Here is an 18,771-nt window from a genome sequence, read left to right as displayed (position 1 = left end):
ATTTGACGATCCAAAAAGGGGGGCACTTTATGAATTTTGAACTAACCAGAGAACAGCAAATGATTCGTGAACTCGCAAGAGATTTTGCGAAACAGGAAATTGCACCGCACGCCGAACATGTTGACAGGACGGGAGAATTTCCGATTGAGACATTTAAAAAAATGGGGGAGCTCGGCCTCTTGGGGATTCCGTTTCCTGAAAGCTACGGCGGTTCAGGCGGAGATACGATTTCCTATGCACTTAGCGTCGAAGAAATCGGCAAAGCGTGCGGAAGCACCGGTCTTAGCTATGCTGCGGCTGTATCGCTCGGGGCTGCACCGATTTATTATTTCGGCACTGAAGAACAAAAACAAGAATATCTCGTCCCGCTTGCGACGGGCCGGGCGCTCGGAGCATTTGGGCTGACCGAACCGAATGCAGGTTCCGATGCGGGCGGCACCCGGACAAAAGCCCGCTCGGAAGGGGACAGCTATGTGATCAGCGGTGAGAAATGCTGGATCACAAATGCAGGATTTGCCAGGACCGTCATCGTCACCGCCGTCACCGGAATAGATGACAACGGAAAAAACATCATTTCCGCCATCATCGTTCCGACAGATTCGGAGGGCTTCACCATTAAAAGCGAATATGACAAAATGGGTGTCCGCGGCTCCAATACATCACAGCTCATATTGGACAATGTCCGCGTACCAAAACAAAATCTATTGGGAAGCCCGGAAAAAGGGTTTAAACAATTTCTCAATACACTTGACGGCGGCAGAATTTCGATCGCAGCGCTGGCTGTCGGTATTGCCCAAGGCGCATTTGAGGCGGCGCTCACATACGCGCGCGAACGAAAACAATTCGGCCGACCGATCTCTTATTTCCAGGCGATTCAGTTCAAGCTTGCCGACATGGCCATGGAAATTGAGCTCGCCCGCAATATGGTGCTGAAGGCCGCCTGGCTGAAAGATCAAGGACGTCCGTTTACAAAAGAAGCGGCTTTTGCCAAGCTTTATGCCTCAGAAATGGCGTTCAGGACATGCAATCAGTCCATTCAAATACACGGAGGATACGGGTATATGAAAGAGTATGGAGTGGAGCGCATGCTGCGGGACGCAAAATTAATGGAAATCGGTGAAGGCACTTCAGAAATTCAACGGCTCGTCATCGCAAGGCAGCTCGGCATCGGCAAACAAGCGCTGAAATGAAAACGCTTTCTATCGGAAGGGAGGGACAACGTTGGCAGAGCTGCTCCATTTGACAATTGGAAAGTTATTGGAGAAAACCGCGGCAGACGCCCCTGATCACGAGGCTGTCGTCTATCCGGACCGCGGCCTGCGTTATACGTACCGGGAATTTGACCAGTTGTGCAGAAAAGTCGCAAAAGGACTGATGGCGCTCGGTATTGATAAAGGTGAACATGTCGCAATTTGGGCTTCCAATACTCCGGAATGGCTCACCGCCCAGTTTGCTTCGGCAAAAGCGGGTGCTGTACTAGTCACAGCCAACACGAACTATCAATTATCAGAGCTTGAATATGTGCTGAAACAGTCAGATGCCACAACACTCATTTTAATGGAATCATACCGGGGCACTTCCTACATTGATATCCTTTGCAAACTGATTCCTGAATTAAAGGAGGGCGAACCGGGCAGGCTTGCATCTGAAAGACTGCCTTTCTTAAAAAATATTATTTTGCTGGGGGATCAAAGGCATCCCGGCATGTACCTATGGGATGATTTATTAAAGCTCTCAGGGTCAGTAAGCGAAAAAGCGCTTGATCGCAGGATGGAACGGCTCAAAGAGCATGATGTCATTAATATGCAATATACATCAGGTACGACAGGCTTTCCGAAAGGCGTGATGCTCACCCATTCCAATTTGGCAAACAATGCGGCAAATATTGCGGAATGCATGAATTTATCGAAAAAAGACAGAATGTGCATCCCCGTTCCGTTTTTCCACTGCTTCGGCTGTGTACTGGGGACTCTCGCTTGCGTCACCGCCGGCGCGACGATGGTGCCGGTACAAGAATTCAGTCCGAAAGAAGTGCTTTCAGCCGTCGAAACGGAAAAATGCACGGCGCTTCACGGTGTACCGACCATGTTCATCGCCGAACTGAATGATCCAGATTTCGCATCATATGACCTGTCTTCTTTAAGAACGGGCATCATGGCCGGTTCAAACTGTCCGATCGAAGTCATGAAAAAAGTGATCGATAACATGGGGATGTCTGAAATAACGATTGCATACGGACAGACGGAAGCCTCACCGGTCATTACCCAGACTAGGGTCAACGATTCGCTCAAAAGAAGGGTCGAAACCGTAGGGCGCGCTTTGCCGAATGTAGAAGTCAAAATAACTGAACCGGGTACGAACCGGGAGGTTGAAAGAGGCGTTCAAGGCGAGCTGTGCACACGCGGCTACCATGTTATGAAAGGCTACTACAAAAATCCTGAGGCCACGGCAGCGGTCATCGATGAGGATGGATTTTTGCATACGGGAGATTTAGCCGTAATGGATGAAGAAGGCTACTGCCGGATTACCGGGAGATTAAAAGACATGATCATCAGAGGCGGTGAAAACATATATCCGCGGGAAATAGAAGAGTTTTTATACAAGCATCCCGACATTCTCGACGTCCAAATTGTCGGAGTGCCTGACGAAACATTCGGCGAAGAGGTATCGGCCTGGATCAAACTGAAAAGCGGAGCATCGATGACGGCTGACGAATTAAAAGAATACTGCAAAGGCAAAATCGCCCGCTATAAGATTCCGCGCTATATCGCATTTGTAGAAGAGTTCCCGATGACGGCATCAGGGAAAGTGCAAAAATTCAAGTTAAGGGAGCAGGCGCTTGAGCATTTTCAATTGTAATTTTCTCTTGCAAGTGCGACGAACTAAAATGAGGGACTCTTTTGTTTAACGGATCATCTGCACATGTAAACGGATGCCGTGTAGCCTAAAGCTTTTGAAAGCGAAGCAAAACTGTATCTTGATTGGTTAAGGTACAGTTTTTTTTATGAGGTTTTTCAAGAACACGTGAGACGATATTTTTTATGTATAAATGATGACAATTTATTTCCATTTCTCTCAGAGTGCGTTGAATTTCAGCTCTGTTTTTTGAATAAAATGGTATAAACATCCTGATATTCTCTCCGTTTACTCATTCTATTTAGAGCTTTTCATATGTTATGAGCAGTAAAGACAAGAATTTTGCAGATGAGATAAAATAACCATTTTCTAATAAATTATTGAATTTATTGTAAACATTGTTGTATTTTATCGAATTTGTATTACAATGATTCTCATACGTATGATTTAGCCATATATTGTCATATAACCTGTAATTATTTTACTTTTTTATTCTCTTATATTTGAAATGGAGGGGTTCCATTGAACACAACCTACACTTTGACCCATGCTCAAAGGAGAGTATGGTTTACCGAGCTGCTCGATCCGGGTACAAGTATCTGCAATCTTGCAGCCTGTGTCAAATTCAGAGGTGCTATCGACCTTGATGTGCTGCGGCGGGCTTTGGACTTTTCAGTTTCCCGGCATGATTCACTTCATTTTCAGCTGACAGAAGGGAAAGGGGAAGAGCCTGATCTTTATCTCGCTGAACATCGCCCGCTTTCCATAGAGACAATTGATTTGACAGAGGCCGTCAAGTCCGAACGGAATAAGTGGATTGACGATCAGACTTCGATTCCGTTTAAGCTGTTTCATTCACCGCTTTATCAATTCACCCTGCTGGCGATTTCAAGCGAAGAAGTTTGGCTCTATGCAAAATTCCACCATATCATAATGGACGGTATTTCTCTTAATCTGCTAGGCAATCAGCTGATTGAGATGTATCAAAAAATGATTCGGAATGAACCCTTACCTCAACATCATGAACCTTCCTATCTCACCTATATCGAAAAAGAGAAGCAATACTTGCAATCTTCCCGGTTTGAAAAAGACCGCTTATTTTGGACAAACACCTACCACACCATTCCAGAACATTTCCCACTAACAGAAAAAGCCTTGCCTCAACAACAAAGCACCGCCGCTATAAGAGAAACCCTGACTCTTTCACATCCCTTGGCAGAATCAATCCGACACTTTTGTGAAAAGAATCAAATCAGCATTCTTTCTCTGTTTATGGCTTCGTTTTACATATGCATCAGCAGGATGACATCCAGCAAGGATATTGTGATTGGAACCTATTACGGAAACCGCGCCTCCAGGCTGGAAAAAGACATGCTCGGTATGTTTGTCAGCACACTGCCAATCAGAATGGAAGTTGATCCTGATTGTGATGTTCTTTCCTTTGTCACAAGCATCGGGAAAGAACAGCTGTCAGTCATGCGTCATCAAAAATATCCCTACAATCTGCTGATGAACGAATTAAGGCATCAGCATGGTGATCTGCAAAATTTAATCGCCACTTCCATACAGTATCAGCCGCTTCAATGGCAACAAGCGGATGGCTTTGAATATGAAACGGCCATGTACTTCAGCGGGCGCACTGCAAATCAGCTGTCTGTTTCAATTAAAGAGCGCCTTGATACCGGTATCATACAGTTAAATTTTGATTATCAAACCGCTATGTTTACTGAACATGACATCAAACGGATTCAATCCCATCTTTTAACCGTTTTGGAGAAGGCGCTTGAGAAGCCGGATCAGCCGATTAAAAACATCGATATGGTAGAGTCCAACGAAAAGGAACGGATTTTGTCTGCTTTTAACGAAACAGATTCCGTCAAACCTTTGGCGTCGACGCTGCATAACTTTTTCACCCGCCGCGCGGCTCTGTCGCCGAACATGCCGGCGCTTCGTTTTTCCGGCGGTATCTTAACGTATCGAGAGCTTGATCAGTATACCAATCAGCTCGCTATTCGGTTGAGGAAAAAAGGCGTGGCCAAAGAAAGTGTGGTCGGCGTGCTCGCCGACCGTTCACCGGAGATGGTGATCGCGGTGCTGGCTGTTTTGAAAGCCGGCGGCGCTTACGTGCCGCTTGATCCAGACTATCCTGATGAACGGCTCAGATACATGTTGAGCGACAGCGGTGCCAAGCTTCTCGTCACAGGGCCGGGTTTGTCCGTCTCCGGATTTTCCGGGGAAACGCTTGAAGTCAACCTGTCATCACTTCGAACGGAACCAGCGGAGACCGAACCGGTTTGCGCTCATACGGATGGCGGCTCACTCGCCTATGTCATCTATACATCCGGTTCAACCGGGACACCGAAGGGCGTCGCGGTTGAGCACCGACAGGCTGCCGCCTTTTTGTCCGGGATGCAGCGCCAGTTCCCATTAACTGAAGATGATGTCATCGTGCTCAAGTCATCGTTTTCATTTGATGCTTCGATCTGGCAGTTGTTTTGGTGGATGATTCCCGGCGCCTCCATGTATTTGCTTCCGCCGGGCTGGGAGAAAGATCCCGCTTTGATGACAGAAGCCTTCGTCAATGAAGGGGTGACAACGGCGCATTTTATCCCGGCGATGGCCAACAGCTTTTTAGATCAGGTCGAGATGGAAACAGAGGAGAAAAGGACAAGCCTTGCGAAAACCTTGAAACGCGTATTCGCCGGAGGTGAAGCGCTCGCTCCCCAGACAGCCGCCCGGTTTGCCCGGTCTTTGCCGGAGACTGCGGTAATTCACGGCTATGGGCCGACAGAAGCTACGGTGGATGCCGCATTTTTTCGGTACGACCACGAAAAAGACAGGGAACGGATGCGGCTTCCGATCGGAAAGCCTGTACCAGGGGCGCGCCTTTATATTTTAGACAGTGAGAAAGCCGTCCAGCCGATAGGGGTGGCCGGAGAACTGTATATCGCAGGCACGGGTGTCGCACGGGGCTACTTGAACCGTCCGGAGCTGACGAAAGAACGGTTTCTCGATGACCCCTTTTATCCAGGGGAACGCATGTATCAAACGGGCGATCTGGCGAGATGGCTCCCGGACGGCACCGTTGAATGGCTGGGCCGCACGGACGGCCAAGTGAAAATCCGCGGCTACCGAATCGAACCGGGAGAAGTCGAAGCGGTGCTTCGCCAGATCGACGGTGTGCGGGAAGCGGCGGTTGTCGCCCGGACAGAAGGGGAGGAAACCGCGCTTTACGCCTATATTGAAGGTCAGGATCAACAGACCGTAAGGACAGAGCTGGGCAAACGCCTGCCGGCCTATATGATGCCGTCATCCTTTATCGAGATGCGTGAGTGGCCTGTCACTCCGAGCGGAAAGCTTGACCGCAAGGCGCTGCCCGCTCCCGGCGGAGCGGCTGAACGACGCGCTTACACCGCGCCGCGAACCATTACGGAAATGAAGCTCGCCAAGCTTTGGGAAGAGGTGCTGAAATACGGCCCTGCCGGCATTCGCGACCACTTTTTCGAACAAGGCGGCCACTCGCTGAAAGCGACTGCGCTCGTCTCCCGCATCGCCAAAGCGTTTGGCGTGCAGGTGCCGCTGAAGGAGATCTTCGCCAAGCCGACACTGGAAGAGCTCGCCGCCGTGATTCAGGAATTGGATGAAAGCCCGCATGCGGCGATTGAACCGGCGGAAAAACAGGACACCTACCCGGTGTCCTCGGCGCAAAAGCGGATGTATGTCCTTCAGCAGCTGGAAGACGGCGGTGTCGGCTATAATATGCCGGCGGCGCTTAAGCTGACAGGACCGCTCGACCGCGCCCGGCTTGATGAGGTTTTCAGGCAGCTGATCCGCCGCCACGAATCGCTCAGGACGTCGTTTGAAACCGGGGCAGACGGCGAGCCTGTCCAGCGCATCCATGATGATGTCCCTTTTCAGCTCATGGAGTTGACGGCGGCTGAAGACTTTGTCCGTCCGTTCCGGCTTCAAGAAGCGCCGCTTTTCCGCGCCGCTCTTGTGAAGGAAGCGGAGGAGAGCCACCTGTTGTTGGTGGACATGCATCACATCATTTCCGACGGGGTGTCTGTCGGCACCTTAATCCGCGAATTCAGCGAGCTGTACGCCAGCCGGACGCTTCACCCGCTGCGGATTCAATATAAAGACTACGCCGTCTGGCAACAGGCATTCAAACAAGGGGAGGCGTACAAAAGACAGGAAGCCTATTGGCTGAAGCAGCTCGACGGAGAGCTGCCGGTGCTTGCGCTTCCGGCCGACAACGCCCGCCCGGCGGTGCGAAGCTTTGCGGGTGGTACAGTGTCCCGCACGCTTGATGCAGAAACGACAGCCGGCCTTTACAAGATTGCCCGCGACAACAGCTGCACCCTGTATATGGTTCTTCTCGCCGCATACAGCACGCTTCTTGCCCGTCTCAGCGGACAGGAGGATATCATCATCGGTTCACCGATCGCCGGAAGGCCGCACAAAGACTTAGAGCCTGTCATCGGCATGTTTGTCAACACATTGGCGATCAGAACGCAGCCGGCAGAAAACAAATGTTTCAGTGATTTCTTAAGAGAGGTCCGCGAAACGGCGCTTGAGGCGTTCGAGCATCAGGATTATCCGTTTGAAGAGCTTGTCGACCGCCTCGATGTCGTCCGTGATATGAGCCGCAATCCGCTGTTTGACGCCATGTTTATTTTGCAAAACATGGAACAGCACGATATGCAATTAGCCGGCCTTCAAGTCAATCGCGTTCAAACATTTGCCCATCAAGTATCTGTTTTTGACCTTACATTGACCGCTTGCGAATCTAACGGAAATATCCGTCTCGACATGGAATTCAGCACCGATCTTTTCTTAAAAACAACCATCGAGCGCTGGATGAAACATTTGTTTGTACTTTTGCGCCATATCGCCCATCAGCCCGAGACAGATCTTGCGCGCTTCAATCTTCTGAACGATGAAGATCAACACCAAATTCTTGTTGAATTTAATCACAAACACCTTCAACTTCCAGAACGAGCAGGAGTGTTTCACGAACTGTTTGAAGAAACAACAGCGAATAATCCTCAGCAAATCGCAGTCATTGAGGGCTCGAAACAGATCAGCTATCACCAGTTGAATGGTCGCGCCAATCGACTGGCGCGGACGCTTCAAACAGCCGGAATCGGTCCTGGAAAACGAGTTGCGATTTTGGCCAATCGTTCGATTGAAGCCATCATAGGTGTTTTGGCCGTGCTGAAAGCGGGAGGAGCGTATATCCCGATAGATTCCCATTATCCAGAAGAAAGAATTCGGTTTTTATTAAAAGACAGCGAAGCATCTGCGCTGCTGGCCCAGGCTGAATATATAGACATCGCTTCACTTTTGACAGATGGCGTTATGCCTTGCATCCATCTTGACCATGAACATAATGGCCTGCACGCGGAAAATATTGTTTCAACAGCAACTCCAAAAGATACTGCCTATGTCATCTATACTTCAGGAACAACAGGAGCGCCAAAAGGAGTTGAAGTCAGACATCGCAATTTCACACATGCAGCGCTTGCTTGGCGAAGCATCTATGAGCTTGACCGCACACCAGCGAGAGTACTGCAAATGGCCAGTTTCTCGTTTGATGTCTTTTCAGGAGACATAGCCCGGGCATTCTTAAACGGGGGAACGCTTGTGATTTGCCCGGATGATGTCCGAATTGAGCCCGAGCTGTTATGTAAGCTGATGAATCAACAGCAGATTACATTAATGGAATCAACGCCAGCCCTGATTGTTCCCTTTATGGAATATGTTTACCGGCGGAAATATCGATTACCGAGCCTAAAGGTGCTGATCCTGGGTTCAGATATTGTCAGTGCACAGGATTTTTACACACTAAATGAACGATTCGGAAAAGAGATGCGGATCATCAACAGCTATGGTGTAACAGAGGCGACCATTGATTCAAGCTATTATGAAATCACGATGAGTAAAGAGCCTTATCACGATTTTGTACCGATCGGCATTCCGCTCCCAAATGTACAAATGTATGTTCTTAACAAGAACAAACAAGTTCAGCCCATCGGCGTCCCGGGAGAACTTTTTATTGGGGGAGAAGGCGTGGCCAAAGGCTATTGGCGAAAAGCTGAATTGACAAAAGCCAAATTCAGCGATCCTTTAGCGCAAGGTCGGCCGCTCTATCAAACCGGAGATCAGGCCTGCTGGCTTCCTGATGGCACCCTTCGTCTTTATGGGCGTCTTGATCAACAAGTCAAAATAAAGGGCTACAGAATTGAGCTCGAAGAAATAGAAAATGCGCTTTTGAAGAACGAGCATGTCAAAGAAGCGGCAGTCGCCATTCAAAAAGATATTGAAGGGAAAACCTATTTGGCGGCATACGTCGTTCCTAAAGAAGCAGACATCAGCGATCTGCGTTTAGATTTGGCAAAAAGGCTTCCGGCTTACATGATTCCAGCTCATTTTGTCGGTTTAGAGAAAATGCCGCTTACATTTAACGGGAAATTGAATAAAGACGCTTTGCCTGATGCACATGTTCAGCGCCTGGAAACTTACCATGCCCCGCAAAATGAAAAACAAGCATTGCTATGCCGGATTTGGGAGGATGTGCTCCATGTACGGCAAGCCGGCATCACCGACTCTTTCTTTCAGCTGGGGGGAGACTCCATAAAAGCGCTGCAAGTGTCGGCTCGTCTTGCCGCTGAAGGATGGGATATGACGATTCGGGATTTATTTCAATTTCCGACCATTGAAGAACTGGCGAGTCACCTGACTCCGGCCGTATCAATTGCCGATCAGGGGCCTGTTGAAGGAAATGCCAGTCTAACACCTGTCCAGCAAAGGTTTTTTGCCTATCCTGGCGCCTTTGAACATCATTACAATCAAGCAGTCATGCTCACAAGTGAAAAAAGATTGGACGAGACTGCACTGCGCCGGGCCGTATCCGCTTTAATCAAGCATCATGACGCACTGCGGATGATGTTTAAAAAAGATGATAACGGACGCATCCTTCAATATAATCGCGGAATCAGTCAAACGGATGAGGATGGATTCAGCTTTAAGACCATAGACCTCGCCGATGAGACGCAGATCGCCGAACGCATAGAAGCGGAGGAAAAACGAATACAGCGGGCTATGCGTTTGGACGAAGGACTTCTTTGTCACATTGGATTGTTCAGATTGCGGGATGCAGACCATCTGCTGATCGCAATTCATCATCTGATAGTGGATGGTGTGTCATGGAGAATTTTGCTTGAAGATTTACAAACAGCTTATCAGCAAGCTTTAACAGACAGAAAAATTAAATTGCCGCAGAAAAGCGATTCTTACGCAACATATGCAAACAGGCTGCATCCATTGTCAACAAGCAACGAACTGCTTGAGGAAGCGGCATATTGGGAGCATGCGATATCTTTTGAAACGGCTTCATTGCCAAAAGACGGTCACAGGAATGCGGAAAGGCTGCAAAAAACGGCACTCACCACTTCTCGCATGTTAAGCGTGAAACTGACAAACCAGCTGCTGTTTCAGACAAAACAGGCATACGGCACAGAGGTGAATGAACTGATGCTGGCGGCCTTGGGAATGGCGCTTGCCGATTGGACGAAAGATGAGCAATTCCTTGTCAGTGTTGAGGGACATGGCAGGGAAGGACATGTTCCGGACATTGATATTTCCAGAACTGTAGGATGGTTCACCTCGATATATCCGGTTCTTCTGGACATGAGCGCGCCGGACAATTCAAGCGAAAAAACCGCTTGCCGTATAAAAAACGTGAAAGACATGATGAGACGCGTGCCGAACCAAGGAACCGGATACGGGCTTTTGCAATCGTCCCAACGTATTCAGCACCGTGAACCTGAAATCTGCTTTAACTATCTCGGACAGTTCGACGGTCTCGAAGGAATGATGCGGATGTCTCCTTATCAGCCGCGCCACAACATTGCTGAAGAGCGGCCGAGAGAATTTGATTTGGACATTAATGCCATGGTCGTCAATCAGCGGCTTGATATTCAAACTGTCTATACCGACGTCTTTTCCAGGCGTACGATTGAAACATTTATGGATGGCTTCCGTGACCGCCTTTGTGAGGTGATTGAGCATTGTTCCGCCAAGAAAAAACGAGAAAAAACATTGAGCGATTTCAGCAATAAACAATTGACTTCCGCTTCACTCGAAAGTATTGCCAATCTCGTAAAAGAACTTTAATTTCGCCGGAAAGGTGTGTGGCATTCATGGCGCAAGAGACAGAGATTCAAGATATTTATCCATTGTCGTATATGCAGGAAGGAATGCTGTTTCATTCACTGCTTCACCCTGATTCAAACGCCTATATTGAACAAATTTCCTTCACCATCAGCGGTGATTTGTGTCTGGATTCATTTCAGAAGAGTCTGGATCTATTGATTGAACGTTACGACATTTTCAGAACGATTTATATAAAAGAGGTGCCTGATCTGGACGGGCCGCAGCAAGTCGTTCTGTCACACCGAAAAGTAGCTGTTCAGACGGAGGATATTTCTGCCTTGACGGCTAAACAACAGAATACGTTGATAAATAGCCGCAAACAAGCAGATCGGCTTCAACGGTTCGACCTGCAAAAAGGTCCATTAATGCGGCTGACCCTTTATCAAACAGGAGAAAAACGGCATACATGCGTCTGGACCCACCACCACATCATGATGGATGGATGGAGCTTAGGTATTGTGCTGCAAGATTTTTTCCACATGTACTACGCTCTAAGAAACGGCCGGCCTTTCCGCCTTGGGAAGCCGGCGCCTTACAGCACATACATGACTTGGCTTCGCGGTCAGAATAGAACAAAAACAGCTGCCTTCTGGTCCGATTATCTGGAAGGGTACGGGGAGCCTGTCTCTGTCCCCGGTTCAAAAAGCAAAACAACGGAAGGCATTTATACACCGAGACACCTTCAATTCTCACTCAAGCCGGAAACGGTTGAAAAACTTTCCGATTTAGCAAGGCGATTGGGTGTGACGTTAAACACGTTGTTTACAAGTATATGGGGCTTGCTTCTGCACCGCTACAACGCGACTGATGACGCTGTATTCGGCGCAGTTGTTTCAGGGAGGCCTTCCGCCATTGACGGGATCGAATCAATGGCCGGACTGTTCATTAACACGGTGCCTGTCCGGATTCGCTCTTCCGAGGGTATGTCATTTTCTTCACTCGCCAAACAGGTGCAAAAAGACATTCTGGCTTGTGAAGATCACGGCTATTATCCGCTCTATGAGATACAAAATGAAAGCGGCTTAAACAAAGACCTGATCAATCATATCCTTGTATTTGAAAATTATCCCGTCCAAATGCAGAAAGAGGTTAACGGCTGGGAAGAATCGGAGGAAAACGCTCTTCATCTTGATCATTTTTCCACGTCAGAGGAAACCAATTACGACTTGAATATTGTCATTGTTCCAGGTGAGAACTTTTACATGAAATTCAGCTATAATGCCGAAGTCTACGATCAAACCGACATACTTCGGCTTCAGGGGCATGTAAATGAGGTGATCAAATCTATACTGTCAGATCCCGATCGATTGATCACTAGCATTGATCCTGTGCCACTTGCTGAAAAAAAACTGATTCATTCCTTTCACGGCAAACAGCGAACTTATCCGGATCAAACAGTTTATGAGCTGTTTGAAAAGCAAGCTGCCAAAACACCGGAACAAGAGGCGCTCAGATTCAATGAAACAAGCTGGAGCTACCGCGAATTAGATGAACGAGCCAATCAAATCGCTCGTGCGCTAAGGAAAGAAGGCGCTGGCCCAAATCAAGTTGCAGCTGTTATGCTGCGCCGCTCAAAAGAAACTGTCGCAGCTCTTCTCGGCATCTGGAAATCGGGCAGCGCGTTTATGCCGCTTGATCCGGATCATCCGCCTGAGCGGCTCTCGTTTCTCTTAGGTGACAGTCAAGCCAAATGGCTCGTTACGCAGCAAGAACTGCTCCCATTCGTCCCTGTGGATTACAAAGGGAAGATTGTCACAATTGAAGAAACCGCTGTTCAACCAACAGATCCTCTTTCAGCCCAGTCAGACAGCGAAAATTGGGCCTACATCATTTATACATCAGGGACAACGGGGCGGCCGAAAGGTGTGCTCGTCAGCCACGGAAGCATTTCCAATACATTGCAATGGAGACGGGAAGAATACAGCATGACAGACCGCGATATCGCGCTCCATCTCTTTTCATATGTATTTGACGGGTCAATAACAGGTCTGTTCACACCGCTCTTGTCAGGTGCCTGCGTCTTGCTGACCGATGAAGATGATGCAAAAGATGTCGTGGCTATGAAACAGCTTATCGCCCAACACGGCGTCAGCCATCTGCTCTTCGTTCCTTCGCTGTACCGTGTTCTATTGGAAACCTTGACAAAAGAAGATGTGAAATCAGTCCGTGTTGTTACATTGGCCGGAGAAGCTGTGACACCTGATGTCATCGCCTTAAGCCGCGAGATTTGCAGTGGTGCCGAGCTGATAAACGAATACGGACCGACAGAAAACAGCGTGTCGACAACGGTGCTGCGGGATCTTCAGAAAAGGGAGCGATTGACAATCGGCCGTCCGGTTGATAATACATCTGTCTATATTATGCACGGGAACCTCCTTCAGCCGATCGGCGCTGTCGGTGAATTATGCATTTCAGGAAAAGGCCTGGCTGAAGGGTACTTTCAGCAAAAGGAATTGACAGATCAAGCCTTTACCGCCCATCCCTTTCATGAAGGAGAACGGCTGTACAGGACAGGGGATAAGGCGCGCTTTTTGCCGGATGGAACGATCGAATACTTTGGACGGTTGGATCACCAAGTAAAAGTCAGAGGATTCAGAATAGAACTAGGAGAAATTGAATCCGCGCTTCGCGGCATTTCCGGGGTAAAAGACGCGGCGGCACTCGTACGCACCACAGCAGATGGAGAACAGGAGCTTGCGGCTTATGTTGTGTTGCAAAAGGAAACAGAGCGCTTGGACCTGCATAGAGCCCTTGCCGGGAAATTGCCGGCCTATATGATGCCTGACAGCTTTACAATACTGCCCAAAATGCCGCTTACAACGAGCGGAAAGCTGGATCGCTCCGGTCTCCCGGAACCGGCACATTCAGGCGGGACAGACGTCATGCCGAAAGCGCCCCGCACTTTGCTGGAAACAGAGCTTATGTCGATTTGGCAAGACGTGTTGAAGCGGGAGCGGATTAGCATACATGATGATTTCTTCCAATTGGGCGGTCAATCTCTTAAAGCGGCGGCGCTTGTCTCAAAAATCTATCAGCGGCTTAATGTTCAGCTGCCGATTCGCGAAGTCTTTTCATATCCGACGATTGCCAGCATGGCTCCTGCAATAGAACGGGTCAAAAGTGAGACCCGTCCGGAGATAAAACCGGCGCCGGAAAAAAATCTGTATCCTTTGTCTTTCGCGCAAAAAAGGCTCTATGCCCTGCATCAGCTGGCAAAAGACAGTACAAGCTACAACATGCCCGCTTGCTTGGAACTCTGCGGAACACTGAACCGAAAGCGCTTGAAAGAAACTTTTGCAACATTAATTGACAGACATGAGGCGCTGCGTACTTCGTTTGTTTTACAGGACGGGGAGCCGATGCAAAAAATCGTATCATCTGCCAAAGTGAAATGGACAGAGTTGCACATCCAATCCGAGGAATCGCTCAATGAAGTGTTGGAATCGTTCGTTCAGCCGTTTGATCTTGAAAGAGCTCCGCTGATCAGAGTCTGCTTAGCCGCGTTGAACAAAGACCGGCATTTCTTCCTGCTTGATATGCATCATCTCATTGCTGACGGTATGTCAATGAGCACGTTTATTCGTGAATTCACGGACATTTACAGCGGGAAAGAGCTGCCTCCATTGACACTGCAATATAAAGATTTCGCTGTATGGCAAAATGAACAGTTTTCAACCGGGGCATTCGGCAGCCAAAAACAGTACTGGCTGGAAGTGCTGAAGGGGACGTTGCCGGTGCTGGACTTGCCGCTTGATCAAAAACGGCCGCTTCTTCCCGATTTTAGCGGAGACACTTTGACCACGCATATTGACAGGGAAACTGGGGCAAAGCTGCGCCAGTTAATGGATGAGACCGGTTCAACGTTATATATGGTGTTGCTGGCTGGCTTCTCAATCTTTCTTTCTAAACTGAGCGGTCAAGAGGATATTGTCATCGGTTCGCCGGCACATGGCCGAGAACACGCAGAACTTGATGACGTGATCGGGATGTTCGTGAATACAATGGCGATGCGAAGCAAGCCTGAAGGGAATAAAACAGTCCGTACATATTTGAAAGAGATCAAAACACTGACACTTGAGGCTGTTGACAACCAATATTATCCGTTTGAGGAGCTCGTCCAACACCTTGACGCCCCACGAGAAGTGAACCGCAACCCGCTTTTTGACGCTATGCTGGTGCTTGAAAACAGCGATGATTTCAAGATGGAATTACCGGAACTGACGCTTTTATCACATAAACTGCCGCATCACTCGTCAAAGTTTGATTTGACTTTGCATGCCGAAGAACAAGATGACGGAACGATCAGCTGTCATTTTGAGTACAGTACCGCCTTATTTGAAAAGGCAACGGTCGCGCGCTGGTCTGATCATTTTAAAGCGCTAATCGGCAGCATGTCGGCCAATCATGACATGAAACTGTCCGACATGCAAATGCTGACTCCGAAAGAACAAAACATGCTGATCAATCCTGCAGGAGAAACGGCTGAATACCCGAGACAAGAGAACATCGCGAGTCTATTTGAAAAACAGGCAATGGCCGCTCCGGATCAAATAGCCGCCGTGATCGATGATCGTCAGCTGTCTTACCGGGAACTTGATGAAAAGGCTGAACGGACAGCTGCTGTGTTAAATGAACATGGTGTCGGTTCAGGGCAAGTGGTCGGTTTAATGACAGACCGTTCACTCGATATGCTGGTTGGGATTCTCGGCATCTTAAAAGCGGGAGGCGCCTATTTGCCGATCGACCCTGATTATCCAGCTGAACGGATCCGCTTTATGCTGAATGACAGCGGGGCCAAACTGCTGCTTACCCAATCCGGACAACAATGGGAAGAACCCATTGACATACCTGTTTTATATATTGACGAGGCAGAAAAAGCCGCAGCGAAAAGGCGGCGCCAGCCGATATCAGCCGAACAGCCGGCATATGTGATCTACACATCGGGAACAACAGGAAAGCCGAAAGGTGTAGTCATTGAACACCGCAATGTGGTCAGCCTGATCAAACATGACGATCTGCCTTTTTCATTCGGATCCCGGGACGTCTGGACGCTGTTCCATTCCTATTGTTTCGACTTCTCGGTTTGGGAAATATTCGGCGCTCTTTTACACGGCGGAAAAATTGTCATTGTCCCGAAAGAAACCGCCCGCGATCCCCATGTCTACCGGCGGCTTTTACAAAAAGAAGGCGTGACTGTGCTAAACCAGACGCCTACAGCTTTTCACGGGCTTATCGATGAAGAATTAAGGCATTCGGACCGCTTACAGCTCCGCTATGTCATCTTCGGCGGAGAAGCCCTGCAGCCCGGGATGCTGATGAACTGGCTTGAGAAGTATCCAGAAACGGATCTCATCAATATGTACGGCATTACCGAAATAACGGTGCACGCCACGTATAAAAAACTGACTCGAACCGATATGAAACACAATAAAAGCAATATCGGAAAACCTCTGGCAACCCTACAAGCCTATGTCGCGGACGCCTATATGAACCTGCAGCCCGTCGGTGTGCCGGGAGAACTGTATATCGCAGGCGCCGGAGTCGCAAGAGGATATATCAACAGAGAAGAGCTGACCGCTTCCCGTTTCATCACAAATCCATATGTCGGAGGTCAGCGCCTGTATCGTACGGGAGACATCGTCAAAAGGCTGCCAAACGGCGAGCTGGAATATGTCGGCAGAAAAGATGCGCAAGTAAAGATCAGAGGATACCGGATTGAGTTGGGAGAAATCAGAAGCGCCCTTCAAGAACTGCCTCCAATCAAGGAAGCAGCAGTCATAACAAGAAATGACAAAGACGGACAGCAATCGATCTATGGATATGCGGTAACGGCGCAAAGCCTGAATGAAGCAGAGATTCGTACATCTCTCAGAACGCTCCTCCCGGAATACATGATACCCGCGCGGATCATACAGGTTGACGAACTGCCGCTGACAGCTAACGGCAAGCTCGACGAAAATGCGCTGCCAGAACCGGCGGCGAATCGGGGCGCAGTTGAAGATATAAGCCCAAGAAACGATATTGAACAGATGATGGCTGAGATTTGGGAAGAGCTCTTAGGAATGGAGGGGCTCGGTGTGAACGCCCATTTCTTTCACCTTGGCGGAGATTCTATTAAAGCGCTGCAAGTATGCGCAAGGCTAAAGCAGCGAGGCTATGAAACAACGGTTCGCGACCTGTTTAAACATCAGACGCTTGGCGAACTGTCAAAGCGGGTAACGAAAGTCCGGCGCGAGATTGATCAAGCGCCCGTCAACGGGGAAGTGCCGCTGACGCCTGTACAGCACTGGTTTTTCTCACAATCTTTGTCACACGATCACTTTCATCAATCTGTCATGCTGCACAGCTCCGCGCGATTTGATGAAACAGCTCTGCAAAAAACGCTCGCCCATATCGCGATCCATCATGACGCATTGCGGATAGTATGCGGATATCAAGACGGAGCTTTAACACAGTACAACAGAGCCGAAGAGCTTGCCATAGAGGAGCTGTTTTCGTTTGAACTGCTTGATGTAAGAGAAGCAGGATTATTAGCTCAAGAGCATGTGATGATTGAAAGGGCCGCGGAACATATTCAGAAATCGATTCAGCTTCAGACAGGGCCGCTTGTTGCAGCCGGCGTTTTTCGCGGATCGGACGGCGATCATTTGCTGCTTGTGATTCATCACCTTGTCATCGACGGAGTATCATGGCGCATCCTCTTCGAAGATTTAACTGCCGGATACAAGCAGGCGCTGGCGGGAAAAGAAATCGTGCTTCCGGAAAAGACAGATTCCTATCAAACCTATGCCAAGCGGCTGACTGATTACGCAACAAGCCGACAGCTATTACGGGAAATAGATTACTGGACTGAAAGGGAAAAAACAATAGTTGAACCGCTTCCGAAAGATGCCGAAACCTTTACGAATCTGCTGCAAGATACAGACACCATAGACATTCGGCTGACAAAACAAGAAACAGAGCGTCTGTTAACGGCTGTAAACAAGCCGTATACGACAGATACAAATGACATATTACTCGCCGCGTTAGGTCTTGCGCTTCACAAATGGACCGGCAATGATCGATTCAAAATCAGCTTGGAAGGCCATGGAAGAGAAGCTCATTTGGAGGATATTGATATCAGCCGGACGGTTGGCTGGTTTACCTCGATTTATCCTGTTTTACTCGATGCAAGCCTTCCGGAGTCCGCAGATGATCATGAGCGTTTCGGCTACCACATCAAGCGGACAAAAGACATGCTGCGCCGTATTCCGTATAAGGGCGTTGGCTACGGGGTGCTGAAATACATCGGCGGCATGTGGGAACCTGAAGATTCCCAGTGTCCCGACATCAGCTTTAACTATTTGGGACAGTTTGACGAAGATATCAAGTCGAGCGGGTTTCGCGTTTCCCCCGTCAAAGCGGGGCATGAGATCAGTCCGGATTGGGAGCGGCCTCATCTTCTCGATATCAGCGGCGCCGTATCTTCAGAATGTCTCGTCATGCACTTTGTCTACAACCGGCTTCAATATAAGAAAGAAACAGTACAAGCTCTGGCAAACCATGTTCAATTTTTTCTCAAAACGATCATCAAGCATTGCACAGAAAAAGAAACTCATGAAAAAAGTGCAACAGACTTCACTGATGAAGATTTAACATTGGAGGAACTAAGCGACATTATGGGAGCCGTCAATAAATTATAGAAAAGGAGAGTCGCTG

Annotated in this window: 4 protein-coding genes; all 4 read left to right on the top strand. The window is 48.7% G+C overall.

Annotated features, from left to right (window positions below; all coding sequences use genetic code 11):
* Nucleotides 1-29: 29 nt before the first annotated feature.
* Nucleotides 30-1,190, top strand: a complete 1,161-nt coding sequence (locus MHI30_RS10555) for an acyl-CoA dehydrogenase family protein (RefSeq protein ID WP_009328128.1) — start codon at nucleotides 30-32, stop codon at nucleotides 1,188-1,190.
* Nucleotides 1,191-1,221: 31 nt separating this feature from the next.
* A complete protein-coding gene (locus MHI30_RS10550) occupies nucleotides 1,222-2,859 on the top strand; it encodes an AMP-binding protein (protein ID WP_003182456.1) in 1,638 nt (545 codons plus the stop codon).
* A gap of 519 nt (nucleotides 2,860-3,378) precedes the next feature.
* A complete protein-coding gene (locus MHI30_RS10545) occupies nucleotides 3,379-11,034 on the top strand; it encodes an amino acid adenylation domain-containing protein (RefSeq protein ID WP_342410048.1) in 7,656 nt (2,551 codons plus the stop codon).
* Nucleotides 11,035-11,060: 26 nt separating this feature from the next.
* Nucleotides 11,061-18,755 (top strand): non-ribosomal peptide synthetase, encoded by a 7,695-nt coding sequence (locus MHI30_RS10540; protein ID WP_075752727.1) that lies wholly within the window; start codon nucleotides 11,061-11,063, stop codon nucleotides 18,753-18,755.
* The last annotated feature ends 16 nt before the right edge of the window (nucleotides 18,756-18,771 follow it).

The organism is Bacillus sp. FSL L8-0528 (assembly GCF_038593085.1).
Taxonomy (GTDB): Bacteria; Bacillota; Bacilli; order Bacillales; family Bacillaceae; genus Bacillus; species Bacillus paralicheniformis.
Note: the sequence above shows the minus strand (reverse complement) of the source record. Positions and strands in the feature narration are given on the sequence as shown.